22 protein-coding genes and 1 tRNA gene are annotated in these 25,824 nt (G+C 68.9%); 14 read left to right on the top strand and 9 right to left on the bottom strand.

The window, feature by feature from the left end; genetic code table 11:
* Positions 1 to 270 precede the first annotated feature (270 nt).
* The 8 genes from BM140_RS20080 to BM140_RS20045 all read left to right on the top strand — a co-directional run bounded on the left by BM140_RS20080 (position 271) and on the right by BM140_RS20045 (position 11,574).
* Positions 271 to 1,911, top strand: a complete 1,641-nt coding sequence (locus tag BM140_RS20080) for a methyl-accepting chemotaxis protein (protein ID WP_091950434.1) — start codon at positions 271 to 273, stop codon at positions 1,909 to 1,911.
* Between the two features lie 533 nt (positions 1,912 to 2,444).
* Positions 2,445 to 2,768, top strand: coding sequence for a rhodanese-like domain-containing protein (locus BM140_RS20075; RefSeq protein WP_091950405.1), 324 nt, complete (start codon positions 2,445 to 2,447; stop codon positions 2,766 to 2,768).
* 132 nt (positions 2,769 to 2,900) lie between these two features.
* Positions 2,901 to 4,040, top strand: coding sequence for an efflux RND transporter periplasmic adaptor subunit (locus BM140_RS20070; protein WP_483127903.1), 1,140 nt, complete (start codon positions 2,901 to 2,903; stop codon positions 4,038 to 4,040).
* 150 nt (positions 4,041 to 4,190) lie between these two features.
* A complete protein-coding gene (locus BM140_RS20065; RefSeq protein WP_091950401.1) occupies positions 4,191 to 7,385 on the top strand; it encodes an efflux RND transporter permease subunit in 3,195 nt (1,064 codons plus the stop codon).
* A gap of 79 nt (positions 7,386 to 7,464) precedes the next feature.
* Positions 7,465 to 8,340, top strand: coding sequence for an MBL fold metallo-hydrolase (locus BM140_RS20060; protein WP_091950399.1), 876 nt, complete (start codon positions 7,465 to 7,467; stop codon positions 8,338 to 8,340).
* 553 nt (positions 8,341 to 8,893) lie between these two features.
* Positions 8,894 to 10,354: a methyl-accepting chemotaxis protein gene (locus BM140_RS20055; RefSeq protein WP_091950396.1), complete on the top strand. Its 1,461-nt coding sequence runs from the start codon at positions 8,894 to 8,896 to the stop codon at positions 10,352 to 10,354.
* 292 nt (positions 10,355 to 10,646) lie between these two features.
* Positions 10,647 to 10,844: a hypothetical protein gene (locus tag BM140_RS20050; RefSeq protein ID WP_091950394.1), complete on the top strand. Its 198-nt coding sequence runs from the start codon at positions 10,647 to 10,649 to the stop codon at positions 10,842 to 10,844.
* Positions 10,845 to 10,926: 82 nt separating this feature from the next.
* Positions 10,927 to 11,574 (top strand): DedA family protein, encoded by a 648-nt coding sequence (locus BM140_RS20045; RefSeq protein WP_091950392.1) that lies wholly within the window; start codon positions 10,927 to 10,929, stop codon positions 11,572 to 11,574.
* Between the two features lie 104 nt (positions 11,575 to 11,678).
* Here BM140_RS20045 and BM140_RS20040 read toward each other — a convergent pair whose 3' ends face one another.
* The 6 genes from BM140_RS20040 to BM140_RS20015 form a co-directional block, all read right to left on the bottom strand.
* Positions 11,679 to 14,504 carry a bifunctional transaldolase/phosoglucose isomerase gene (locus tag BM140_RS20040; RefSeq protein ID WP_091950390.1) on the bottom strand — a complete coding sequence of 942 codons (2,826 nt, stop codon included), beginning with the start codon at positions 14,502 to 14,504 and terminating at the stop codon, positions 11,679 to 11,681.
* 174 nt (positions 14,505 to 14,678) lie between these two features.
* A complete protein-coding gene (gene trmB / locus BM140_RS20035; RefSeq protein ID WP_165616506.1) occupies positions 14,679 to 15,389 on the bottom strand; it encodes a tRNA (guanine(46)-N(7))-methyltransferase TrmB in 711 nt (236 codons plus the stop codon).
* A gap of 129 nt (positions 15,390 to 15,518) precedes the next feature.
* The gene (metK, locus tag BM140_RS20030) at positions 15,519 to 16,694 is read right to left on the bottom strand and encodes a methionine adenosyltransferase (protein WP_091950388.1); all 1,176 of its coding nucleotides are present in this window, start codon (positions 16,692 to 16,694) and stop codon (positions 15,519 to 15,521) included.
* A 165-nt stretch (positions 16,695 to 16,859) separates the two neighbouring features.
* Complete coding sequence (locus tag BM140_RS20025; RefSeq protein WP_091950429.1) at positions 16,860 to 17,267, bottom strand: helix-turn-helix domain-containing protein; 408 nt, start codon at positions 17,265 to 17,267, stop codon at positions 16,860 to 16,862.
* A gap of 87 nt (positions 17,268 to 17,354) precedes the next feature.
* Positions 17,355 to 17,603: a hypothetical protein gene (locus BM140_RS20020; RefSeq protein ID WP_091950386.1), complete on the bottom strand. Its 249-nt coding sequence runs from the start codon at positions 17,601 to 17,603 to the stop codon at positions 17,355 to 17,357.
* Between the two features lie 88 nt (positions 17,604 to 17,691).
* Positions 17,692 to 17,768, bottom strand: a tRNA-Arg gene (locus BM140_RS20015).
* A 126-nt stretch (positions 17,769 to 17,894) separates the two neighbouring features.
* On the opposite strand from BM140_RS20015, the gene BM140_RS20010 reads away from it, so the two are divergent.
* Together BM140_RS20010 and BM140_RS20005 are read left to right on the top strand one after the other, a co-directional pair.
* The gene (locus BM140_RS20010; protein ID WP_091950384.1) at positions 17,895 to 19,193 is read left to right on the top strand and encodes an MFS transporter; all 1,299 of its coding nucleotides are present in this window, start codon (positions 17,895 to 17,897) and stop codon (positions 19,191 to 19,193) included.
* 127 nt (positions 19,194 to 19,320) lie between these two features.
* A complete protein-coding gene (locus BM140_RS20005; RefSeq protein WP_091950381.1) occupies positions 19,321 to 19,746 on the top strand; it encodes an organic hydroperoxide resistance protein in 426 nt (141 codons plus the stop codon).
* Between the two features lie 57 nt (positions 19,747 to 19,803).
* Here the strand turns inward: BM140_RS20005 and BM140_RS20000 are convergent, their stop codons facing one another.
* A complete protein-coding gene (locus BM140_RS20000; protein WP_091950379.1) occupies positions 19,804 to 20,367 on the bottom strand; it encodes a CoA-binding protein in 564 nt (187 codons plus the stop codon).
* 44 nt (positions 20,368 to 20,411) lie between these two features.
* On the opposite strand from BM140_RS20000, the gene BM140_RS19995 reads away from it, so the two are divergent.
* Positions 20,412 to 20,843 carry a PaaI family thioesterase gene (locus tag BM140_RS19995; protein WP_091950377.1) on the top strand — a complete coding sequence of 144 codons (432 nt, stop codon included), beginning with the start codon at positions 20,412 to 20,414 and terminating at the stop codon, positions 20,841 to 20,843.
* Position 20,844: 1 nt separating this feature from the next.
* On the opposite strand, the gene BM140_RS19990 is transcribed toward BM140_RS19995, so the two are convergent.
* Positions 20,845 to 22,161: an MFS transporter gene (locus BM140_RS19990; RefSeq protein ID WP_091950375.1), complete on the bottom strand. Its 1,317-nt coding sequence runs from the start codon at positions 22,159 to 22,161 to the stop codon at positions 20,845 to 20,847.
* A 248-nt stretch (positions 22,162 to 22,409) separates the two neighbouring features.
* Here BM140_RS19990 and BM140_RS19985 point away from each other — a divergent pair, with 248 nt between their 5' ends.
* On the top strand, positions 22,410 to 23,924 hold the full coding sequence (locus BM140_RS19985) for a GGDEF domain-containing protein (RefSeq protein WP_091950373.1): 1,515 nt from the start codon (positions 22,410 to 22,412) through the stop codon (positions 23,922 to 23,924).
* 15 nt (positions 23,925 to 23,939) lie between these two features.
* Here BM140_RS19985 and BM140_RS19980 read toward each other — a convergent pair whose 3' ends face one another.
* Positions 23,940 to 24,296 (bottom strand): CsbD family protein, encoded by a 357-nt coding sequence (locus BM140_RS19980; protein WP_091950371.1) that lies wholly within the window; start codon positions 24,294 to 24,296, stop codon positions 23,940 to 23,942.
* A 246-nt stretch (positions 24,297 to 24,542) separates the two neighbouring features.
* Here BM140_RS19980 and BM140_RS19975 point away from each other — a divergent pair, with 246 nt between their 5' ends.
* Positions 24,543 to 24,917 (top strand): ComEA family DNA-binding protein, encoded by a 375-nt coding sequence (locus BM140_RS19975; protein ID WP_091950369.1) that lies wholly within the window; start codon positions 24,543 to 24,545, stop codon positions 24,915 to 24,917.
* A gap of 86 nt (positions 24,918 to 25,003) precedes the next feature.
* Complete coding sequence (locus BM140_RS19970) at positions 25,004 to 25,630, top strand: ribonuclease D (RefSeq protein ID WP_091950367.1); 627 nt, start codon at positions 25,004 to 25,006, stop codon at positions 25,628 to 25,630.
* The last annotated feature ends 194 nt before the right edge of the window (positions 25,631 to 25,824 follow it).

Genomic DNA, 25,824 nt, shown 5'->3' with positions numbered 1-25,824 from the left:
CCCTGTTCTCTTGCGCCCAAAACACCCGACGAACGCGTCAACCTCCGAAATGGGCGAACGACCACAATTGTTCGTGATACCCACCCCACACCTTCGGCGCTTTTCTGGAAATAACTTTTGTTTGTCCGCCCGGATGGGCTGCCAAGGCAGAATATTAATGCTATTTTAAATGATATAAGTTAATCTCAGAATGAGTTAATTCTGAATTCTGGTGCCGCCGTGCTACGTAATTGCAATATCTTGATCAAGGCATCGGCCCCTCTGCTGATCATGGCAGTCGTTGCTGCGGGCCTCGTCTACTATGCCATCGGCGGGCTGAATCTGCTCGCCGGGCAGACGCGCGATATCGTTGACCTTCAGACGGTTCGACTCGAAAGGATTCTGGCCGTCCAGGTCAATACGAACGATGCGGCTGTCCTGGCGCGCAACATCATCCTCGAGACGCGCGAGCAGGAGATGGAGGCCTACCGGACGCGCTACGATGCGGTCGTGAAAGCCTCGCGTGAGGCCGTCGATGTCCTCATCGCATTAGCCGACACTCCAGAACGCAAATCCATCAATAATAATTTGCAAGCGATCCTTGGCGAATTCTTCGCAGCGCTGGACAAGTCGAATACTCTTGGCCTCAAGAACGATAATGCTGCCGCCGCCAAGGTCCTGCTGGTCGATGCCGCCGCCGCGCGCGCCAAGATGCGGGACTTCGTTCAAGCTCGCGTCGCGACGCTGAATGCCGAGTTGCGCCAAGCGCGCGATGGTGCCGAACAGGCCGTGACCACGGCCAAGACCGTGCTGATCGGCGCCTCCGTGGTCGGGCTTCTCGGCGCCATGGCGCTCTCGGCATGGATCGTGATCGTCGGCATCACACGGCCGCTCGGCAACCTCGTGGGCGTGCTTCGCCGGATGTCCCAGGGTGAGATCGACGCCGAGATCGAGGAGGCCGCCCGCGGCGACGAGGTCGGCGCCGTCGGCAAGGCGGTCGAGGGCATCAAGGCGATGGTCGCCCGCAAGGCCGCCGAAGAGGCCGAGATCAAGGCCCGCGCCGACGCGGCGGCGGCGGCCGAGCGCAGGCGCACCATGATCGAACTCGCCGACGGCTTCGACCGCGCCGTCGGCGGCATCGTCGGCATGGTCTCGTCTTCCGCCACAGAACTCCAGGCCACCGCCCAGCAGATGACCGCAACCGCCCAGGAGACGGCAAGCCAGTCCACCACCGTGGCGGCGGCCGCCGAGGAGGCATCCACCAACGTGAACACGGTGGCGGCGGCCACCGAGGAGCTCGGCTCGTCGGTGCAGGAGATCGGCCGGCAGGTGACGGGCTCGGCCTACCTCGCCCAGGCGGCCGTGGGCGAGGCCGACCGGACCGCGCAACTCGTCCAAGCGCTGAGCCAGAACGCCACCCGCATCGGCGACATGGTCGGAATGATCTCGGGCATCGCCGGCCAGACCAACCTGCTGGCGCTCAACGCCACGATCGAAGCGGCGCGCGCGGGCGCGTCGGGTCGCGGCTTCGCAGTCGTGGCGAGCGAGGTGAAGGCGCTGGCCGAGCAGACCGCCAAGGCAACCGAGGAGATTGCGCGCCAGATCGGCGAGGTGCAGGGGGTGACCGCGCAGGCGGTGTCGGCGATCGGTGTCATCACCGGGCGGATCCGGGAGATCGACAGCGTGGCGACCTCGATCGCGGCGGCCGTGGAGCAGCAGGGTGCCGCCACGCAGGAGATCGTGCGCAACGTCGCGCAGGCGTCAGCGGGGACGAACGAGGTGACGGGCAACATCGCCGGGGTGGCACAGGCCTCGGAGGAGACGGGCGCGGCGGCCACTCAGGTTCTGTCGGCGGCCTCGGAATTGTCGCGGCAATCCGAGCATCTCGGCGCCGAGGTCGCCCGCTTCCTCGCCACCGTCAGGGCAGCCTGATCCGCCCCGATCATCGCCGGCGTGCGCGAATCATCGATCGAGGACGCATTGCGAGGAAGCCGAAACCGGCTCCCGGAGCATCGGCTCAAAAGGTGGGAAACGGCTTTCGGGCCGATGCGGCACAAGGATCGAGTGCATCGTCCCGGATTCGATAGCCGCGACGATGCTCCGGTAAGAAGGCGCGGCAAACCAAGAGGGATCAGCCCTATCCGCCGCGCCTCGAAGCGGAACCGAACGCTCAGACAGCCAAGCGAGACGGTCGTCGGCGGCCTGCTGTTCCGGCAGCCTCGAAGCGGACCTTCCCTGAGCCCGCCGCGGATCCAAGGCCGTCCTTCGCCGGCTGAGGCCGATCGCGTTCGGTACAAAGGCTCGCGGAGCCTCGGTGCCGGCGATCCGTGAAAGCGATGGCCTCGGTCGCGCGATTGCCACGCGGGCGGCATCGGCCTTAAAAGTCAAAAATCCTTGTCGGCGTCGCGCATCTCGGCTCGGCCGAACCCGCCGCGGCGCCTCCCTTCCCAGGAAAGCTTTTCGCGATGCAGGTGGTCGATCTCGACCGGGAGACGGTCAAGCGGGGCCTCGCGGACGGCACCCTGCTGCTCATCGACGTGCGGGAAGACCACGAGTTCGCCCGCGGGCACATCCCCGGCTCGGTCTCGTTCCCGCTCTCGACCTTCGATCCGGAGGCCCTGAAGGCCCTGGTCGAGGCGGATGGGCGGCGGCCGGTGTTTTCCTGCGCGTCCGGCGTGCGCTCGGTCAACGCGCTCGCCGCGGCCCAGGGTGCCGGGCTCGACATCACCGAGCATTACAAGGGCGCCTTCAAGGACTGGTACGGCGCGGGCGAGCCGATCGAGCCCTGAGGGGCCTGCCGCAGCGAGGCGTTTGGCCGCCGAAAACCGACGGCTCTGAACGAATTGTGAAGGCCATGTGCGCGAGCGCACGCCCGATCCACGACCGCCCGGATTAGGCCGCGCCATGCAGGGAACCGAATGATGCGCAGCCTCCGGCCTCTTCTCCTCGCCTCGCCGCTGATCACCGCCCTGTTCGGGGCGGGGTCCGCGCTCGCGCAGGCACCCGGCGCGCCGCCTCCGGGCGTGACCGTGGCCAAGCCCGTGGTGAAGGAGATCGTCGAGCAGGACCAGTATACCGGCCGCTTCGACCCGATCGAGTTCGTCGAGGTGCGCGCCCGCGTCACCGGCTATCTCGACAAGATCCTGTTCCAGGACGGCGCCAACGTGAAGAAGGGCGACGTGCTCTTCCTCATCGACCGCCGGCCCTACAAGGCCGCCCTGGAGCAGGCCCAGGCCGCGCTCACCTCGGCCAAGGCCCGGCTGTCCTTCACCCAGACCGATCTGGAGCGCGCGCAGGTGCTCGCGAAGGGCGGCAACATCTCCGAGCAGGTCACCGACCAGCGCCGTCAGGCCTCGCAGACCGCCCAGGCCGACGTGGACAGCGCCGAGGCCGCCCTGCGCAACGCCCAGCTCAACTACGATTTCACGGAAGTGAAGTCGCCGGTGAACGGGCGCATCAGCCAGCGCCTCGTCACCGAGGGCAACATCGTCATCACCGACCAGACGATGCTGACCACGATCGTCTCGCTCGATCCGATCTATTTCGGCTACACCGTCGATGAGAAGTCGTTCCTGAAGTACCAGAACACGCTCGGCATCGGCATGGGCGTGACCCAGCGCGGCAAGGGCGCGCCGATCCGCATCGCGCTCGCGGGCGAGGAGAAGCCGACCCGCAAGGGCACGCTCGACTTCGTGGACAACCGCGTCGACAACCAGACCGGCACGGTGCTCCTGCGCGCCACCGTCGAGAACCCGGACGGCTTCATCAAGCCGGGCCTGTTCGGCATCGTCTCGATGCCGGCGACCAAGCCCTACCAGGGCGTCCTGATCCCCGACGAGGCGGTCTCGGCCAACCAGGACAAGCGCATCGTCTACGTGCTCGGCGAGGGCGACAAGGTCGCGGCCAAGACCGTGAAGCTCGGGCCGATGGTCGATGGCTACCGCGTGATCGCCGACGGCCTGAAGGGCGACGAGCTGATCGTCGTCAACGGCGTGGCCAAGGTCCGTCCCGGCGCCCAGGTCAAGCCCGAGAAGACCGAGCTTCCGCCGACCAAGAAGTAAGCGATCACGCCGGCCGGGGGGCGCGGCACGCGAGGTCGTTCGAGAGAATTCGAGCGTCGGCACCCGCAACAAACCGGGTGCCGGCCTGAACGCAGACGGCAAGCCGCACGGATGGCGTCCCACGCGCCCCGGCGGCGAGAGGTTTGAACGATGCGTTTCGCCCACTTCTTCGTCGACCGGCCGATCTTCGCCTCGGTGACGTCGATCATCTTCCTGATCATCGGCTTCGTCGCCTACGAGAAGCTGCCGGTCTCGCAATACCCGGAGATCGTGCCGCCGACCGTGACGGTGCGCGCGAGCTTCCCCGGCGCCAACGCCGAAACGGTGGCGGCCACCATCGCGACGCCGCTCGAACAGGAGATCAACGGCGTCGACAACATGCTCTACATGACGTCGCTGTCGACCAACGACGGCGCGATGCTGCTGACCGTCACGTTCAAGGTCGGCACCAACCTCGATATCGCCAACGTGCTGGTGCAGAACCGCCTCTCGGTCGCCCAGCCGCGCCTGCCGCCGGACGTGCGCAACCTCGGCGTCATCGTCCGCAAGGCCTCGCCCGACCTGATGCTGGTCGTGCACCTGCTGTCGCCCAACAAGACCTACGACCAGAATTATCTGGCCAACTACATCTACCTCAACATCCGCGACGAGATGCTGCGCCTGGACGGCGTGGGCGACATCACGATCTTCGGCGGCAACGAATATGCCGAGCGGATCTGGATCGATCCGCAGAAGATGGCCGCCTACGGCCTGACCACCACCGACATCACCACCGCGCTCCAAGAGCAGAACGTGCAGGTCGCCGCCGGCCAGCTCAACGGCCCGCCGGCCGCGCCGGGCGCCGCCTTCCAGCTGGTGGTGCAGTCGCAAGGGCGCTTCCAGTCGCCGGAGGAGTTCGCCGACGTCATCGTCAAGGCGAACCAGGGGCGGCTCGTGCGCGTGCGCGACGTCGCCCGCGTCGAGATGGGCCAGAAGGACTACACGACGAACTCGTTCCTCAACGCCACGCCCGCGGTCGGCATCGGCGCGTTCCAGCGCCCCGGCACCAACGCGCTCGACGCCGCCGCCTCGGTGAAGGCGGCGATGGAGCAGCTGAAGAAGAACTTCCCGCCGGACGTCGAGTACCGGATCGCCTACAACCCGACCGAGTTCATCGAGGAATCGATCCACGAGGTCTACAAGACCCTGTTCGAGGCCGTTCTCCTCGTCGTCATCGTGGTGCTGGTGTTCCTCCAGAGCTGGCGCACGGCGCTGATCCCGGTGATCGCGATTCCCGTGTCGCTCGTCGGCACCTTCGCGGTGATGTCGGCGCTCGGCTTCTCGCTCAACAACCTGACCCTGTTCGGGCTGGTGCTCGCCATCGGCATCGTGGTCGACGACGCCATCGTCGTGGTGGAGAACGTCGAGCGCAACATGGCCGAGGGCCTGTCGCCGGGCGAGGCCGCCCACAAGACCATGGACGAGGTGGGATCCGCGGTCATCGCCATCGCCCTGGTGCTGGCGGCGGTGTTCATCCCGACCGCCTTCATCCCCGGCATCTCGGGCCAGTTCTACAAGCAGTTCGCGCTCACCATCGCGGCCTCGACCATCATCTCGGCCTTCAACTCGCTGACGCTGTCGCCCGCGCTCTGCAAGCTGCTCCTCAAGCCGCACCACGAGCACAAGAAGCCCAAGTTCTTCCTGACGCGCTTCGTCAACTGGCTGGCCGACCTGTTCAATCGCGGCTTCGATAAGCTGTCGAACGGCTACGGCCACACCGTCCGCTTCCTCACCGGCACGGCCGTCGGCATCATCGCGATGCTGATCCTCTACGCGGGCGTCATCGCGGGCACGCTGCATCTGGCCCGCACCACGCCCACGGGCTTCATCCCGGATCAGGACCAGGGCTACCTCATCGGCGTCGTGCAGCTGCCTGCGGGCTCTTCGCTCGACCGCACGACGGCGGTGGTCAACCATGCCGCCGAGATCGCCCGCGGGGTCGACGGCGTGACCAACACCGTCATCATCGCCGGCTTCGACGGCGCGACCTTCACCAACACCACCAACGCGGCGGTGATGTTCCTGACGCTGAAGGGCGCCAAGGAGCGGGCCGAGACCGGGCGGAGTGCGGCGGTCATCACCGGCGACGTGCTGAAGGCCACCGCCGGCATTCAGGAGGCACGCGTCATCGTCATCCCGCCGCCGCCGGTGCGCGGCCTCGGCCAGGGCGGCGGCTTCAAGATGCAGATCGAGAGCCGCCAATCCTCGGAGATCGGCCCGCTTCTGGCGGCGGCCGGCGAGGTGATCGGTCAGGCCAACCAGAGCAGCGACGTGACCCGGGTCTTCACGACCTTCGGCAACGACACGCCCCAGCTCTACCTCGACATCGACCGCACCATCGCCCGCATGCTCAACGTGCCGTTGGCCAACGTCTTCTCGACGGTGCAGGCGGCGCTCGGCGGCACCTACGTCAACGACTTCAACACCTTGGGCCGCATCTATCAGGTGCGCGTGCAGGGCGACGCGGTCTACCGCATGTCCAAGCGCGACATCGAGCAGCTCAAGGTCCGCTCCTCCACCGGCGCCCTGGTGCCGATGGGCACGCTCGCCACGATCCGCGAGATCACCGGCCCGCAGATCGTGCAGCGGTTCAACCTCTACTACTCGGTGCCCCTGCAGGGCGTGGCCAAGCCCGGCATCTCGACCGGACAGGCGCTCGATTCCATGGAAGCGATCGCCAAGCAGGCCCTGCCCGACGGCTACGCCTACGACTGGACCGAGATCGCCTACCAGCAGAAGGCGGCGGGCGGCACCGCCATCTACGTCTTCGCGCTGGGCGTGCTCCTCGTCTTCCTCGTGCTCGCGGCGCAGTACGAGTCCTGGGCGTTGCCGCTGGCGATCCTGCTCGTCGTCCCGACCGGCGTGCTGGCCGCCCTGTTCGGGGTGCAGCTGAGGGGCCAGGACAACAACATCCTGACCCAGATCGGCCTGATCGTGCTGATCGGCCTGGCCGCCAAGAACGCGATCCTGATCGTGGAATTCGCCCACGACATCGAGGAGAGCGAGCACAAGGGCCCGGTCGACGCCGCCGTGCAGGCCTGCCGCCTGCGTCTGCGCCCGATCCTGATGACGGCCTTCGCCTTCATCCTGGGCGTGCTGCCCCTCGTCATCGCCACCGGCCCCGGCGCCGAGATGCGTCAGGCGCTCGGCACCGCGGTGTTCTTCGGCATGATCGGCGCGACCTTCTTCGGCCTGTTCCTCACCCCGGTCTTCTACGTCGTGATCCGCAAGATCGTGATCTGGATCGGCAGGAAGCGCGGCAAGGGCGAGGATTCCGAGCCGCACGGGGCGCCGGCCCACGGCTGAGCATTGCCGAACAGGGGATGCAAGAACGGCCGGGAGCACTAGCTTCCGGCCGTTCTCTTTTGTCGCGACAGGATCGCCCGTGCCCGGTTACCTGCCCTTCGCGGGCGCCCTGAAGCTCCCCGCCTATACGTGCGACAATTGCGGGTTCTGGCAGCGCCATTTCGCGGCGCCGCCCTCCTGCCCGATGTGTCTCGACGCCCGCCACGTCGTGCCGCAGGACGGCTGGCGCTTCCGCTCCGAGCGGGAAGCCCAGGACGCGTTTCCCTGCCACTGGCAGGAGCTGGAGCCCGGCGTGTGGCGCTTCTGGAACGAGCCGGTCTCCGGCATCGGCCCGAGCGCCTACCTCGTGCAGACCGAACACGGGAACATGGGCTTCGAGGGCTGTCCGGTCTTCAGCGAGGCGGCGCTGGACCAGATCGCGCGGCTGGGCGGCATGAAGGTGCTCTCGGCCTCGCACCCGCATTCCTACGGCGCGCTGGTGCAGTTGCAGGACCGGTTCGACCCGGAACTCTGCCTGCCCGCCGCCGACTTCACGTGGAGCGCCGCGCTCCAGGTCTCCTGGCCCTACGACGATTTCCTGGAGCCCTTGCCGGGCCTGGAACTGCATCGCACCGCGGGCCATTTCGACGGCCACGCCGTGCTGTTCGATCGGACACGAAAAATCTGCTTCTGCGGCGACGCCTTGAAGTTCGAACTCGACCCCGACGATTTTCGGCGGGCGACGACGATCTCGGCGCACAAGGCCTTCGTGCGCGGCGTGCCGCTGACCGTAAACGAGCTGCGCCATTACCGCGACGTGTTCGAGCGGCTCGACTTCACCCAGACCTGGACGCCGTTCGAGCCGGCGGCGAATGTCGGGCGCAGCGAGGTGCTGGCGTTGATCGACGCGATGCTCGGCACGAGGCCCCACGCCGCCCCGGTGCCGCTCGAACGGTTGCGCCCCGGCGCCGTGTGAGGCCCCGGCGGATCGTTCCTTCGCAGGCTCGAGGGCGAGGCGAGGGGGCCTTGCGTACCAGGCAGCGCTCCCTCGAACGCCCGATCACCGATCGTCCGCGAGAAGGAGAAGCCGCTCGGCACCCTCGTTCGAGCCGCAGCCGCAACGACATCGCAGCGCTTCCCCCTGTTGGCCTAATCCATCAGGCCGAAGATGAAACGCCCCTCATCGCTCCGACGCCGAAGCTCATCCTCCCGGGTCATCGAACCGGACACCGTATCGGGCGCGCTGCCCAGGTTGTTGTGCCGCATCGGATTTTTCCGAATGCGGTTTCAAACCTTTCGGTCTGATACATGTGAATTTCGTCCCGTCAGTCACACAAAACAACAAATGCTAATTCTTGCCTGACGGCGCACGACTTAATCGCATTTTAACTCTTGTAATAAAATATTCGTGAGGAGGGGTGAGCCAAGACCGATACCGAACGCAGCATCGGCGGCTTCGGCGCCCCATGATCGGCAGGCGGGTCCCGGCGCAACGACGTCCGGATCTTGCCAGTACGGGGGCTGAGCGGATGTTCCGGAAATCGACCTACAACGAGGCGCAGGCGAGACTCGATGCGCTCGACCGTTCGCTCGCCACCATTGAGTTCGCCATGGACGGAACGATCCTGCACGCGAACCGTAACTTCCTCGCCGTGGTCGGCTACAGCCTGGAGGAGATCAAGGGCAAGCATCACCGGATGTTCTGCGACGCCGATTACGTCGCGAGCCCCGAATACGCATCCTTCTGGACCAAGCTGCGCGGCGGCGAATACGCCTCGGGCGAGTTCGCCCGCCTCGACAAGGGCGGCAAGCGCGTCTGGCTCGAGGCGACCTACAACCCGGTCCTCGACGCCGCCGGCAAGCCGGAGCGGGTGGTGAAGTTCGCCGCCGACATCACCGCCAAGAAGAACGAGACCAGCCGGCTGATGACGATGATCGACGGCATGCCCGTCGCCGTCATGACCGCCGACCCGAAGGACGACTTCAAGATCAACTACCTCAACAAGACCTCGCAGACGACGCTCGGCTCGATCGAGCAGCACCTGCCGATCAAGGTCTCGCAAATGATGGGCTCGTCCTTCGACGTGTTCCACAAGAACCCCCATCATCAGCGCAACATGCTGGCCGATGCGAGCCGGCTGCCGCACCGGACCAAGATCAAGGTCGGCCCCGAGACCCTCGACCTGCGGGTCTCGGCGATCAACGGGCCGGACGGAAGCTATGTCGGGCCGATGCTGACTTGGTCGGTGGTGACCGCGGAAGTGCGGATGGCGGCGGAAGTGAAGCAGGTCGTCGAGGCCGTCGGCGCGGCGGTGAGCGAGATGCAGCGCTCCGCCGAGGGCCTCACCCGCTCGGCCGAGGAAGCGCGCCACCGCGCCACCTCCGTCGCCGCCGGCTCCGAGCAGATGACGGCCTCGATCCAGGAGATTTCGGGACAGGTCGGCAGCGTCTCCGAACGGGCCAAGCGCATCGCCACCCAGGCCGAGGCCACCGACACCACCGTGCGGCTGCTCGCCGAGAGCGCCCGGAAGGTCGATGCGGTCGTCGGCATGATCAAGTCGATCGCCGACCAGACCAACCTTCTGGCGCTCAACGCCACCATCGAGGCGGCGCGCGCCGGGGTGGCCGGCCGGGGCTTTGCCGTGGTCGCCACCGAGGTGAAGGCTCTGGCCGAGCAGACCGCCCGGGCGACCGGCGAGATCACCGGCCAGATCGCCGCGATCCAGAGCGCGACCGGCGAGGCGGTCGATGCCATCGGCGGCATCACCGCCGCGGTCTCGGAGCTCTCGAACCTCACCGTCGCCATGGCGAGCGCCGTCGAAGAACAGGCGGCCTCGACCCACGAGATGTCGGGCAATATCGGCGGCGTCTCCATGGCGGCCAACGCCACCGGCGAATTCGCCGAGTCCGTGCGCGGCATCGCCGACAACCTCGCCGGCCATTCGGCGAGCCTCGGCGGCAGCGTCGAGCGCTTCCTCAAGGCGAACTGATACCGATCGGCGATGATCCTGACGCATCGCCGATGGCCCCCGCGACGGCGGGGCGGCGGGCCTCCGCCGGACGCACGGAACAGGACCATCGGTCCGGTTCCGTGCCGCTTCCGTGCCGCTTGGGTCGAGCGGGTGCCTTCTGGCATCGCTTCGCGAAAACGATGCAACCGAAGAGACGGTCGCGACTTGGTCCTTCGCAAGAAGCGCCTCGCGCGGCCGCCTACGGGACCGGCAGCGGGGCCCTGATCGAGATCCCTCTCGCGCCCATCCAGCGGGCCGGCCCCGTCACGCCATGATCGACACCGTCAACCTCCTGCCGCCCGGCTTCGGCCCCAGGGCCAACCCGCTGCTCTTCGGCGTGTCCGAGGGGCTGCTGCGCCTGTTTCCGCTGCCGACGGCCGATCGGCCGCCGACCGCCGGGAGCGAGCCGGCCCTCGACGCGTGTCCCAACCCCGTTCCGGCGCCGCCCCCCATGGCCGCCGAGGCCTGACGCCGCGGGCCTCGACGGGCGCCCTGTTGCGGCCACGTTCGTCACGACAGTGCCGCGCACGATTCGCGGAGAGTTTTCATCCATGTCCTTCCTGCAAGGGCTGCCGATCGGCGATCTGATCGCGCATTACGGCTACCTCGCCATCTTCGTCATCATCACCCTGGAAAGCGCGGGCCTGCCGCTGCCGGGGGAGACCATCCTGCTGACCGCGGCGATCTATGCCGGCAGCACCGGCGGGTTGAACATCGTCCTCGTCGTGGCCGCCGCGGCCGCCGCCGCGATCATCGGCGACAATCTCGGCTACTGGGTCGGCCGCCGCTGGGGCATGCCCCTGCTCATCCGCTACGGCCACCTCATCGCCCTCGACCATGGGCGGCTCAAGCTCGGGCAATACCTGTTCCGCGAGCATGGCGGGAAGATCGTGTTCTTCGGCCGCTTCACCGCGATGCTGCGCGCCTACGCCGCCGTGCTCGCCGGCGTGAACAAGCTCGATGCCCGCCGCTTCTTCATCTTCAACGGGCTGGGCGGCGTCGCCTGGGCCTCGATCATGGGCTTCGGCGCCTATTGGTGCGGCCGTTCCATCGAGCACATCATCGGCCCGATCGGGCTGGGCCTCCTCGCCTTCGTGGTCTTCGGCGGCCTCGCCCTCTGGCTCTTCATGAAGCGCCACGAGGAGCGCCTGCTGATCAAGGCCGAGGCCGCGATTCCCGGGCCGCTCACCACGCACTGAGCCGGACCATCGGACATGAAAAAGGGCGCCACTCGGCGCCCTTTTTCATGTCGGCGGGGCGCCGCCCCGCGCCCCGGCAAAGGAGTGACCCCTTTGCGATCCCGTTACGACGAGACCGCGCCCTTGATCGCCGCCGCGACGCGCTTCACGCCGGTGGTGACATCGCCGCCCTTGAGGTGGATGCGCAGGGCCCGGCGCTTGCGCTCGGAGAGCACCGCGAAATCGCCCCGCGCCTGGGCCGCGATCACCGTCTTGAAGCCGAGCTTGCGCCCGGGGATCGCGAGATCGCCCGACGGGTCGGCGGTGATCTGCAGGAACACGCCGGAGGCCGGACCGCCCTTGTAGGCCTGCCCCGTGGAATGGAGGAAGCGGGGCCCAAATTCCAGGCAGGTCGCCACCTGACGGGCGTCGCGCACGGCGAGCCGCGCCTCCTGCAACGCCGCGTGATGCACCGCGTTGCGCTCGACATAGGCCAGCACGGCCACGTAATCGCCGGCCTTCACCCGGCCGAGATGGGCCGCGACGATCCCCTCGAAGCCCTCGCCCTGGCGCAGCGCCTCGGCGTTGGCAGCATCCGCGTAGAGCGCGACCGTGTCGTCCTCGAAGATCGGCGTCTCGGCCGGCAGGGCGCCGGTTTCCTCGGCGCTCGCGAACAGCTTCTTGGTCTCGACCTTGCTCGCCTCCACGTCCGGCTGGTCGAACGGGTTGATGCCGAGCACCGCGCCCGCCACCGCCGTGGCGATCTCGAACCGGAAGAACTCCTGGGGCAGCTGCTCGACCTTCTCGAGGTCGATGCGCACCACCGGCTGCGCCTCGCTCTCCAGGATCTTCACCGCCTCGTCCTGGCGCGGGTCGGCCCGGCTCGTCAGGCGCAAGTAAACGAACAGGCGGTCCTCGCCGTAGACCGCCGGCACGCCCACCGGCTCACCCTCGACCGGGATGATGCCGTGGCCCTCCTTGCCGGTCGATTCGGCGATGAGCTGCTCGGCCCAGGTGCCGAAGGTGTCGAGGCCGGGCGAGGCGATGAAGGTGATCTTGTCGCGCCCGAACTCCTTGGCCGCGACGCCCATGGCCGCACCCAGCCGCACGCCGGGATTGGCGGCCGGCGGCACCGCCGGCCCGCAGGAACGGACCATCATCCGCGCCGAATCGAGGAATTCGCGGATCTCGACGCCCGCGACCGCCGCCGGCACGAGCCCGAAGGCGGAGAGCACCGAGTAGCGCCCGCCGATCTGCGGCACCCCGAGGAAGATCGTTCTGAAGCCGTCCTCCTTGGCCGCCTTCTCCATGGCCGAGCCCGGATCGGTGACGGCGACGAAGTGGCGACCGGCCTTCTCGGGCCCGACCACCGCCTTCATCCGGCCGAGGAAGTAGTCGCGGAACACGTTGGGCTCCAGCGTCGAGCCCGACTTCGAGGCGACGATGAAGAGCGTGGTTTCGAGGTTCACCGCCGCCTCGACGGCGCGCACCTCGTCCGGATCGGTCGAGTCGAGAATACGCAGCTTCGGAAAGCCCTCGCGATGGCCGTAGGTCGCCGCGATCACTTCCGGCCCGAGGCTGGAGCCGCCCATGCCGAGGACCACCGCGTCGGTGAAACCTTCGGCGCGGATCTCTTGCGCGAAATCCTCGTAGAGATCGACGCGCTCCAGCTCGTCCTCGACGATGCGCAGCCAGCCGAGCCACTTCTCCTCGTCGCGGCCGGTCCAGACGGTGTTGTCGTGCGCCCAGAGCCGACGGATCGCCCCGCTCGCGCGCCAGGACTCGATCGCCTTGTCGGTGGCCGCCTGCAACGCGTCGCCGAGCTTGCAGGTCTGGCCGTCGAGGCGATGGCCGAGGAAGGCCGCACGCTTGCCCGCCACGGCGCCGAGCAGGGCGTCGGCGGCATCGACGAACAGCCCGACGCCCTCGTCCACGAGTTGGCGCGCCACCGCCTCGATGTCGATGCCGGCGCCGGCCAGCTTCTCCATCACGGCCTTCGCCCCCTCCACGTCCTCCTCCAGCGAGGCCCGCACCGTCCCGTGGTCGCGGAACGCGTCCATCGTCGCCGGCGGCATGGTGTTGACGGTGTTCTTGCCGATCAGCTCCTCGACATAGAGCACGTCGGAATAGGCCTTGTTCTTCGTCCCCGTGGAGGCCCAGAGCAGGCGCTGCGCCTTGGCGCCCTTGGCTTCCAGCGCCTCCCATTTCGGGCCGGAGAAGACGCGCTTGTAGCGCTGGTAGGCGAGCTTGGCGTTGGCGATCGCGACCTTGCCCTTCAGCTCCTCGTAGCCGCCCGCCTCGTCGAGCTTCTTGTCCACGAGCACGTCGATGCGGCTGATGAAAAAGCTCGCCACCGAGGCGACCTTCGAGACGTCGCCGCCCTTGGCACCGAATTCGGTCAGGCCGTCGATGAAGGCGTGGGCGACCGCCTCGTAGACCTCCTGCGAGAACAGCAGGGTGACGTTGACCGAGATGCCTTCCGCCGTGAGCTGGCGGATCGCCGGGATGCCCGCCGGGGTCGCCGGCACCTTCACCATCAGGTTGTCGCGGGCCACCGCCTTGTGCAGGCGGCGGGCCTCGGCCAGCGTCTCCTCGGTGTCGAGCGCCAGATACGGGGAGACTTCGAGGCTCACGTAGCCGTCCGCGCCGTCGCTGGTGTCGTAGACCTTCCGCAGCACATCGGCCGCCGCCTGGATGTCGGCGATGGCCAGTCCCTCGTAGAGATCGATCACGCGGGCGTCGGAATGGTCCAGCGCCGCCTTGAGGCTGTCGTCGTACTCGTTCGAGTGGCCGATCGCCTTCTCGAAGATCGACGGGTTGGAGGTGACGCCGCGCAGGTCGTCGCGCTCGACCAGGGCCTGAAGCTCACCCTTGGCGACGAAGCCGCGGGCCACGAAATCGAGCCAGACCGCCTGCTCGTGCTCGGCGAAGAGGGCGTTCAGCGCGTTCATCTCGGTCGTCCTCGCGTTTTTGTCGTCCCGCGCCCGATAAGATAGGGCGCGCCCGCCCGCGCAACGCCCCCACCGGACGCGCAGGAGCGTCCGATGCAGCGCAAGCCGAAGCGTGACGGTGATGGTGCCCGGAGGGCGCGGCGGCAAGATGCAGGCCGGGCTTTCTCGGACGGACTACGGCTCGACGCGCTCGAACGTCAGGTAGCTCGGCAGCCGACCGGCCGCCAGCGCCTTGGCCTCGTAGCGGGTGCCGGGCCAGCCGGGGAACGGTTTGCGCCAGTCGTCGGCGGTCTGCGCGGCCCAGCGCAGTCCCGAACAGCGGGCCGCCCGCACCAGGGTCCAGCCGGCATAGTCGTCGATATCGGAGGCGAAGCGGAAATGCCCGCCCGGCCGCAGCACGCGGGCAATCTCGGCGAGCGAAGCGTCCGAGACGAAGCGGCGCTTGCGCTGGCGGCGCTTCGGCCAGGGATCGGGATAGAGCAGGTAGACCCGCGCCAGCGACGCGTCGGGGAGCGCGGCCAGCAGCGCGGTCGCGTCCTCGTCCCAGACGCGGACGTTGCGCAGATTGCCGTCGTCGACCGCGCGCAGCAGCTTGACCACGCCGTTGACGAAGGGCTCGCAGCCGATGATGCCCGCGCGCGGGTGCGCCGCGGCCTGGGCGGCGAGGTGCTCGCCGCCGCCGAAACCGATCTCCAGCCACACCTCGTCCACCGGAACGGGAAAGAGGGCAGGGGGATCGAGAGCGTCGCCGCGCTCGGGCAGCGCGACGCGGAGTTCGGGGAGCAGCGATTCGAGCCGCTGCTCCTGGCCCGGCCGCAGCCGCTTGCCCTTGCGGCGCCCGTAGAAGGCGCGCTCGTCGGTCCCCCCCGCCTCGGGAGGGATCATCTCATCCCTCACCATGATGGTTCGGGCCTCCGGCGTCCCGCTCCGGACCTGAGGTCCGCAGCGGGACGCCGTCGTTTCCTCTTGCATCGACTTTTCCCGAAAACCGGCGGCCACTTTTCGGGTCGATGCTCAGAAGGCCGACTTGAGCCGGTCGGCGAGGTCGGTCTTCTCCCAGGAGAAGCCGCCATCGGCGTCGGGCTCGCGGCCGAAATGGCCGTAGGCCGAGGTGCGTGCGTAGATCGGCTTGTTGAGCTGGAGCGCCGTGCGGATGCCGCGGGGCGACAGGTCGAGGGCATCCATCAGCACGCTCTCGAGCTTGGCCTCGTCGACGGTGCCGGTGCCGTGCAGATCGACGTAGATTGACAGGGGCTTGGCCACGCCGATGGCGTAGGAGAGCTGGATCGTGGCACGGCGAGCGAGGCCGGCGGCGACCACGTTCTTGGCGAGGTAGCGGGCCGCGTAGGCCGCCGAGCGATCGACCTTGGTCGGATCCTTGCCCGAGAAGGCGCCGCCGCCGTGGGGCGCCGCGCCGCCATAGGTGTCGACGATGATCTTGCGGCCGGTGAGGCCGGCATCGCCGTCGGGACCGCCGATCACGAACTTGCCGGTCGGGTTGACGTGCCACACCGTCTTCTCGGTGACCCAGTCCTGCGGCAGGGCCGCGCGGATATAGGGCTCGACGATGGCGCGCACGTCGGCCGAATCCAGGCTCTCGTCGAGGTGCTGGGTCGAGAGCACGATCTGGGTCGCCTCGACCGGGCGGCCGTCGGCGTAGCGCACGGTGACCTGGCTCTTGGCGTCGGGGCCGAGCTTGGCGGCGTCGCCCTGCCGGCTCTTGCGGGCGTCGGCGAGGTCCTTGAGGATCTTGTGGGCGTAGTAGATCGGGGCCGGCATCAGGGCCGGGGTCTCGTCCGACGCGTAGCCGAACATGATGCCCTGGTCGCCCGCGCCCTCGTCCTTGTTGCCCGCGGCGTCCACGCCCTGGGCGATGTCGGCGGACTGCGCGTGCAGGCGGATGTCGATCTGGTTGTTCTTCCAGTGGAAGCCCGACTGCTCGTAGCCGATGTCCTTCACGGCCTCGCGGGTCAGTTCCTCCAGATCCTTGAAGGTCACGGAATCGGGCCCGCGCACCTCGCCGCCGATCACGATGTAGTTCGTGGTGGTCAGCGTCTCGACGCCGAGGCGGGCCTCCGGCATCGCGGCGAGGTAGGCATCGACCACGGTGTCCGAGATACGGTCGCTCACCTTGTCGGGGTGGCCCTCAGAGACGGATTCGCTGGTGAACAGGAAGTCTGAGCGCGGCATCGGAGGACCCCGGAAGCGTCGGGCACGCGCCTTCGCGGCGTCGCTTGACCCGGCCATAAGGAACTCGGCTTGTCGCACCGCCGAAAGGGACGGTCAAGGCGGAATGGCGAATTCGTCCGTTATAACGAACGATAGCCGAACGAACGATCCCCGTCCGTCGTAGGGTCAGTTTTTCAATTCGCGGCCGAACGCTTCGATCGCCGCGGAGAGATCGCGGCGCTGTTCGTCGCTGAAGCTCTCGCTGATCTGCCGGGCGAAGGCGCGGGCGAGGTCCGACCACGGCTCGGCGGCGAGCGGCTGCTGCGGGGCGTCGGCAAAGCCGCGCTCCGTCTCCGCGTCGGGGTGCGGGATGCCGTCGAGGAATTCGGAGAGCGGCGTACCGGTCATGCGGCTGAGGATGGCGAGGTGGATCGCGCTGATCCGGTTGACGCCCTTCTCGTATTTCTGCAGCTGGGCCGCGGACATGCCGAAGCTGTCGGCGACGGCGCGCTGAGTCAGCCGCGAGCGCTTGCGCTGCTCGGCGATGCGTTGACCCAGGATGACGTCGCGCTCGTCGGTCTTCTGCCCCGCCATCTCGTCCTGCACGGCTCCGCTTGCGTCGTCTGTTCGGCCGAATCGGCCGAGCACGCAAGCCTTACCCGCCGCGACCCACAGAAAATCTCATTTGTTAAAATTGCTCGCTTTTCGAGACGAGGACGGCTCTCCGGCAACCGGCTCCTCGTCGCGCCGCGAGGGCTCGTAGCCGCACCAGACGCAGGTGCCGAACGCGGCCATCCGCTCGCCGTTGCGTTGCGAGCAGAGCGGACAGACCAGAAGCGTGAGCCGCTCGGACGAGCGCAGGCCGAGCCCCCGCCCGCGGAAGGTGACGGGATGCGATGAGGTCGTGAGGGTGGCGGTGTCGTCGTCCATTCCGCTGCCTGCCGGCGAAGCGAGACGGCGCCGGATCGGCAGACCAACGGCCGAGCCTTGCTCCGGTTGCAGCGGAGGAGGGCGGGGATGGCGTCCCCGGGAGGAATCGAACCTCCGACCCCAGGTTTAGGAAACCTGTGCTCTGTCCGGCTGAGCTACGGAGACGTATCCCGACACCTACCATCGTTGCGGGGCAGCGCCAACCCGATCGACCGTGAGCCTTGCCGTCAGCATTGCCTTGGGGGCGGCCCTCCCGCAAAGCCGGCGGCGATTCTCCTGCAGGCCCTCTCGATGACCGCCGTTTCGACCGCCCCCTCGACTGCCCCCTCGACTGCCCCCTCCGCCCGCCGCATCCTGATCGCGAGCTTCGTCGGCACCGCGATCGAGTTCTACGACTTCTACATCTACGCCACCGCCGCCGCGCTGGTGATCGGGCCGATCTTCTTCCCCGCTGGGCAGCCGGGGGTGCAGACGCTCCAGGCGTTCGCCACCTTCGCCATCGCCTTCGTGGCGCGCCCCGTGGGCGCGGCGGCATTCGGGCATTTCGGCGACCGGGTCGGGCGCAAGGCGACGCTGGTGGCCTCGCTGATGATCATGGGCCTCTCGACCGTGCTGATCGGCTGCCTGCCGGGCTACGGGGCGATCGGCTGGTGGGCGCCGGCCCTGCTCTGCCTGCTGCGCTTCGGTCAGGGCCTCGGCTTCGGCGGGGAATGGGGCGGGGCGGCGCTGCTCGCCGTCGAGAACGCGCCGCCAGGCCGGCGGGCGCTGTACGGCATCTTTCCGCAGCTCGGCGCGCCGGTGGGCTTCGTCGCGGCCAACCTTCTGTTCCTGGGGCTCAGCGTGGGCTTGAGCCAGGAGGCGTTCGAAGCCTGGGGCTGGCGGCTGCCGTTCCTGGCCTCGGCGGCGCTCGTCGGCGTCGGTCTCTACGTGCGCCTGAAGCTGACCGAGACGCCGGCCTTCCGCGCCGCGCTGAAAGAGGCGCCGCCGGAGCGGGTGCCGCTGGCCACGATCTTCACCGCGCATCGGCGGGCGACGCTTCTCGGGACGCTGGCGATGGTGGCGGCCTATGCCGTGTTCTACCTCTCGACCGTGTTCGCGCTGAGCTACGGCACGTCCGCACTCGGCTACTCGCGAAAAACCTTCCTGCTGTTCGAATGCGTGGCGATCCTGTTCATGGCGCTGGCGATCCCGCTCTCCGGGCTCGCCGCCGACCGGTTCGGGCGCAAACCCGTGATGCTGTCGGGACTTGCCGTCACCGCCGCGCTCGGCGGGCTGATCGGGCCGATGCTCGGCAGCGGCGAGCCGGCCCCGGTGCTCGGCTTCCTCTGCCTCGCGCTCTTCGCCATGGGCTGGATCTTCGGACCCATGGGCGCGCTCCTGCCCGAACTGTTTCCGACCCGCGTGCGCTACACCGGCGCCTCCGTCACCTACAATCTCGCCGGCATCGTCGGTGCCGCGGGCGCGCCCTTCGCGGCGCAGTGGCTGGTGGGGCAGGGCGGCATCGGCCTCGTCGGACTCTACCTCGCGGCCGCCGCCGGGATCAGCCTGCTGGCCGTTCTCGCCATGCCGGAGACCGGGGGAGGGCGCTGACGATCACGTGCCATGCACTTTTTGCATGAGTGGAAAAATCTAGATTGCGCACAATCCGGATGTCGCCTACCTCCGTGGTCAAGCCGAACGGATCGGCCCTCCGCCCCCCTGCCACGAGGACACGACCATGACCGTCGACGTGAAGTACCGCACTACCGCTTCCGCCACCGGCGGCCGCGACGGCTCCGCCCGCACCGAGGACGGCAGCTTCGCGGTCACGCTCTCGACCCCGAAGGAACTCGGCGGCGCGGGCGGCTCCGGCGCCAACCCCGAGCAGCTCTTCGCCGCGGGCTATTCCGCCTGCTTCATCGGCGCCCTCAAGGTCGCCGGCGGCCAGCTCAAGCTGAAGGTCCCGGCCGAGACCAAGGTCACCGCCACCGTCGGCATCGGCCCGCGCTCGGAAGGCGGCTTCGGCATCACTGCCGACCTCACGGTCGATCTCCCCGGCCTCGACCGCGCCGACGCCCAGCGCCTCATCGACGCCGCCCACCAGATCTGCCCGTATTCCAACGCGACGCGCGGCAATGTGGATGTCGGCCTGACGCTGGCGTAATCGTCCTCGATAGGTCGTTTCGAGGGCGCTCCCGGCTCCGTCGGGGGCGCCTTTCGTTTACGGCGCGTCGATCGTCCGCTTCTGCACCCCGCCCTTGGCCATCACCGGCTTCTTGGCCGAGATGATCCGGGAGTTCACCCCGGTCCAGCCGATCTCGCCGGACAGCCGTCCGTACTCGATCTTCGGGCAGCGGTTCATGATGACGGCGACGCCCGCGGCTTCCGCCCGCGCGGCCGCCGCGTCGTCGCGCACGCCGAGTTGCATCCAGATCACCTTCGGCGGGGTCGGCAGCGCGAGCGCCTCGTCGACCAGGGGTCCGGCGGCGGCGGAATTCCGAAAGATCTCGACCATGTCGACCGGGCCCGGTAGGTCGGCGAGGCGGCCCACCACCGGGCGGCCGAGCAGGGTCTGGCCGGCGAGCCCGGGATTGACCGGGGTCACCGCGTAGCCGCGCTCGGACAGGTATTTGAACACGATGTAGCTCGGGCGCGCGGGATTGGCCGAGGCGCCGACGAGTGCAATCGAGTGGGTTTCCTTGAGAATCTCACGGATATGCCCGTCCGCGTAGCGGTCGTGCCGCGTCGAGAGGCCTTCGGGAGCGCCGTCGAGGGTCGGGATCATGACCGCTCTTGTCGGCCAAGCCGGGCCGTGCTGCAAGGCGGGGCATGAGCACGACCGCGATGACGCTCGAGGACACGATCGCCTTCCTCGACCGGGACTTCCCGCAGATGAACGCGGGCGGGCGCGTCTACCATCTGGAGGCGGTCGGCCCGCTCTCGGCGCGGATGCGGCTCGACGGCGACGAGCGCCACCTGCGCCCCGGCGGCACCGTCTCCGGCCCGGCCATGATGGCTTTGGCCGATTACGCGCTCTATGCCGCGATCCTGGCCAATATCGGCCCCGTCGGGCTCGCGGTGACGACGAACCTGTCGTTCAACTTCCTGCGCAAGCCCGGCCCCGGCGCGCTGTTCGCCGAGTGCCGCCTGCTTAAGCTCGGGCGCCGTCTCGCGGTCGGTGAGGTGGCGCTGCGGAGCGCGGGCTCGGACGACATCGTCTGCCACGCCACCGGCACGTACTCGATCCCGCCCGAGCGCTGACCTACTCCGCCGGCACCACCGCGGCGGGTGGAACGGCCGGGCCGTTCGCCGCACCGGATTTCGGCTCGTAACCGTAGGTTTCGGGCATGAACAGCAGGTAGACCACGAAGCCGGCCGCCGCGATCGCCGCCAGCACGAGGAAGGCCGCCGAATACCCGGCGCCGACGATGATGACCCCGGCCAGCGTCGCGCTGAAGGAGGCGCCGAGGCCCTGCGCCGTCGCCACCGCGCCCTGCGCGACGTTGAAGCGCCCGGTGCCGCGGGTCAGGTCGGCCACCACGATCGGGAACAGCGCCCCGAAGATGCCGGCGCCGATGCCGTCGAGGCACTGCACGCCGACCAGCCAGAACGGGTTGTCCGAGACCGTGTAGAGCACGCCGCGCAGGGCCAGGAAGCCGAAGGCGGCGAGGAAGATCGGTTTGCGGCCGAATTGGTCGGCCTTGCGCCCGACCATCACGGCGATCGGCACCATGACGAGCTGGGCCGCGACGATGCAGATCGCGATGAGCGAGGTGGCGTAGTCCTTGCCGACCACCTTGGTCAGGAGTTGGCCGACGGAGGGCAGCATCGCCGCGTTGGCGAGGTGGAAGGCTGCACAGAGGCCGGCGAACAGCATCAGATGCCTGTTGCGCAGGAGCAGGCTGAGGCCCGACGGCTGCTCGCCGCCCTGATCCTCGGCCCGGTCGAGGCCGCGGGCCAGATCGTCGTCGATGTCCTTGGCCGGGACCAGCAGCATCGCGCCGATGGAGAGCGCCGCCAGGATGCCCATCAGCCAGAACACGACGATCGGCCCGAACAGGTAGGCCAGCCCCCCCGCCAGCATCGCCGAGACGGCGTTGCCGGCGTGGTTGAAGCCCTCGTTGCGGCCGATCTGCTTGGCGAAGTACTTCGGCCCGACGATGCCGAGCGTGATGCCGGCGAGCGCGGGTGGAAAGATTGCCCCGGCGATGGCCGAGATGGACTGCGTGGCGGCGACCAGCGCGAAGTTCGAGATCCAGGGCAGGACGAGGCAGCTCAGCGTCACGGCCACCGCGGCGGCGATGACGATGGCGCGCTTGTTACGGCTGCGGTCGATCAGGGCGCCCGCCGGGGTCTGGGCGATGAGGCCGGCGATGCCGGCGATGGTCATCACGAGGCCGATGGTCGCCTCGTTCCAGCCCTGCTCGGGCCCGCGCACCGCCAGCAGGTAGATCGCGAGATAGGGCCCGAGCCCGTCGCGCACGTCGGCGAGGGTCAGGTTGAGCATGTCGAGCCCGCGCAGGGCCGCGCGCGAGGGTTGGCGCTCCGGGGCGGAAGCGGGACGCGGGTCGGGCACCATCGGCGGCCTCGGGGCTGGAGGAAAACGGTGCGGGCGGGGCCCGATCCGGCTGCGCCGCGCTAAACCGCCGCCGCCCGGACGGTTCCGCGGTACACGGCGTCGTCATCCCGCGGGAAGCTTCACGTTTTCGTGTAATCCGCCCCCCCCGGGGCGGGGAGATGCGTACAGGCTACGGTTGATCGCGGAAACAGGTTCTTAAGCCGGGACCGGTCAAATGCCCGGCCGCTCCTCGAACGTGACGCATCCCGATGATCCCGCCGCTCCGCCTCGTGCGGTGGCTTCGCTCCGCCCGGACCCGGCTCGCCCTGGGCGTGCTGGCGCCGCTCGGCATGCTGGCCCTGTCCGGGCTGATGCTGCTCGACATGCGGCGCGAGGCCTGGGAGCGGGCGCAGCAGATCTCGGGCAACCTGCTGCAGGTGATCGAGGGCGACATCGCCCGCAATTTCGAGATCATCGACCTCTCGCTGCGCGCCGTGATCGACAACCTGAAGGCGATCGAAGGGAAGGGCTTGAGCCCGGAGTTGCGCCAGCTCGTCCTGTTCGATCGCGCGGCGACGGCGCGCGACATGGGCGTGATCCTCGTCCTCGACGAGCACGGCGACAGCATGATCGACGCGGGCGCGCTGCCCCCGCGCCGGGTCAACAACGCCGACCGGGACTACTTCAAGGCGCACAAGGTGCGGGCCGATCTCGGCCTCCACATCGGCCGCCCCGTGATCTCGCGGCTGTCGGGCGTCCCCGTGATCGTGCTGAGCCGCCGGATCGACAAGCCCGACGGTTCGTTCGGCGGCGTGGTGACGGCGAGCCTCAGGCTGTCCTTTTTCAGCGGCATCTTCGCCCGGCTCGGCCTGGGACGCGACGGTGCGATCAACCTCTATCTCGACGACGGCACACGGCTGATGCGCCATCCGGTGCGGGAGGGCGATATCGGCGCCAGCATCGTCGGACTTCCGAATTTCGAACACTACAAAGCCGCCCGCAGCGGAAGCTTCGTCGCGCGCTCGAAGAGCGACGGCGTCGAGCGCTCCTACACCTTCACCCGGGTCGGCGACCTGCCGCTGATCCTCAACGTCGCGCTGTCGGTGAACGAGATCGAGGCCGAGTGGCGGGGCAAGGCGCTCGTCATCGGCGCCGCGGTGCTGGCCCTGTGCGGGCTCGCCATCGCCCTCTCGCTCCTGTTCGGGCGCGAACTCGCCCGAAGCGAGCGGATGCGGGTCGAACTCGGGCGGCTCTCCCACATCGACGGCCTGACGGGGCTGGCCAACCGTCGCCGCTACGACGAGACCCTGGCCCTGCGCTGGAGCGAGGCCCGGCGCTCGGGGGCGCCGTTGGCGCTGCTCGTCGTCGATGTCGATCACTTCAAGCGCTGGAACGACCGGCACGGCCACGGCGTCGGCGACACCCTGCTGCGGGAACTCGGCGCGCGGTTCACGGACGCGGCCCGGCGGCCGGGCGACCTCGTCTGCCGGATCGGCGGCGAGGAATTCGCGATTCTCCTGCCCGGGACCGACCGGGACGGAGCACAGCGCGTCGCCGCCGGGCTGCACGCGGCGGTCGCGACGCTGTCGGTCGCCTCCGTGGCCACCGAGCCGGTCACGGTCAGCATCGGCCTCGCCCTCGGGCCCGAGGACGAGGCCGACACCGCCGAGGACCTCTACCGCCGGGCCGACGCGGCGCTCTACGCGGCCAAGTCCGGCGGCCGCAACCAGACCCGCAGCGCCCCCCGGCGCAAGCCCGAGGCGCTACGGCCGGTCGAAGCCTGACGACGGCGGATCCCCTCAGTCGCGGCGGGCGCTGACCAGAAGACCGAGGCCGAAGCCGACGAGGCCGGCCACCACCAGCGAGACGTGCGGCCACTCGGCGGAACGGTCGTGCCCCTCGCGCACGGCGTGGCGCCCGCGCTCATAGGCGTCCTCCGCGTAGTCGTAGGCCTCCTCGGCGTAATCATGCGCCCGGTCGGCGGCGTGGCGTACGGCGTCCTTGGCCTGCCCGTAGAGGTTTTCCGCCGTCCCTTGCGCCTCGCGGAGCCGGCCTTCGGCCGAGTCGCGGCGCGAGCCGGTCAGGTCGCCGACCGCGCCCTGAATCCGGCCGCCGAGGTCGCGCGCGGCGCCGGTGATCCTGTCGGTGTCGACCATGGGGTTCTCCTGTCGTGGGGCCGGGCGGAGCCGTGTTGACCCGCGCACCCGGCGGCGGTGCCTGAACGGCCCGCATCCGGCCCGGTTCCGGTCGGCGCGTGACAAAGCCCGCGCTGTGCCCGTTCAAGGACGGTTCAACCGGCCGGGCCTACCCGTCACTTTGCCGGCGCGGCGCCGAAGAAGTCTCCGCCGCGACACCGGCAGCCATCCGCCGGCCCCGCCGGGGCCGGATGTCGGGAGATCGACATGCGCGCGTCCCGTATCACCACCCTCGCCGCCACCCTTGCCCTGCTCGCCGCCCCGGCGCTCGCGCAGACGCCCAGTCCCGCCGCGCCGACGGCGCCCAAGGCCCCGACCGCGGCGCCCGCGAGCCCGCCGACGGCGCCGACGAAGCCCGAGGCCGCCAAGCCGGAGGCGCCCGCCGACAAGACCGCTCTGATCGACATCAACTCCGCCTCGGCGCAGGAACTGAGCCAGCTCAAGGGCATCGGCGAGGCGCGCTCGGCCGCCATCGTCAAGGGCCGCCCCTATCGCGGCAAGGATGACCTCGTGCACAAGAAGATCATCCCCGAGGCGGTCTACGCCGACATCAAGGACAAGATCATCGCCAAGCAAAAGTGAGCCGGCCCGGCGCGCTTGAGCTTTCGAGGCGGCTGCGAGGGTGCTAGGCGCCCTCGCAGCCTCCTGATCATGCCAAGCCGCAGGCCATGTCCGCCCACAACCAAAGAATCCGACTGCACCGCGGCGACCTGCCGGCCGATTTCGAGCCGGGTCCCGCCATCGCCATCGACACCGAGACGCTCGGGCTCAATCCGCACCGCGACCGGCTCTGCGTGGTGCAGATCTCCCGCGGCGACGGCACGGCGGACGTGGTGCAGGTGCGCCCGGGCGATCGGGCCGAGCGGCTGAAGCAGGTGCTCGCCGACGCGAACGTCCTCAAAATCTTCCACTTCGCCCGGTTCGATCTCGCGGTCCTGTTCCAGGCCTTCGGGGTGATGCCGGGGCCGGTCTACTGCACCAAGATCGCCTCCAAGCTCGCCCGCACCTACACCGACCGCCACGGGCTGAAGGACGTCGTGCGCGAATGCGTCGGCGTCGATCTCTCGAAGCAGCAGCAATCGTCCGACTGGGGCGCCGAAACCTTGAGCCAGGCGCAGATCGATTACGCGGCCTCGGACGTGCTGCATCTCCACGCGGCCCGCGAGCGGCTCGACGCGATGCTGGCGCGCGAGGGCCGCACCGACCTCGCCCGATCCTGCTTCGACTTCCTGCCGACGCGGGCCCGACTCGACCTCGCCGGCTGGCCCGAGACCGACATTTTTGCGCATTCCTGACCCTCCGCCGGACCCGCGGACCTGATGCGGCCGCGCAACGGGTGCGGTCGGACTGCGCAGAGCGCGGGATTCCGGGTGGTTTCGCAGGGCCGTCGGTGCGGGGGCGCACGCGGGCGGCGTTGATCATTTCTCCCAATCGAGGCCATAACTTCGCCATTGCGGCAGGCCATCCGGCCGGCCCTGGCGCGACCGCA

The organism is Methylorubrum salsuginis (genome assembly GCF_900114375.1).
Lineage (GTDB): Bacteria > Pseudomonadota > Alphaproteobacteria > Rhizobiales > Beijerinckiaceae > Methylobacterium > Methylobacterium salsuginis.
The sequence above is the reverse complement of the archived record's forward strand: the minus strand, read 5'-3'. Positions and strand labels throughout refer to the sequence as shown.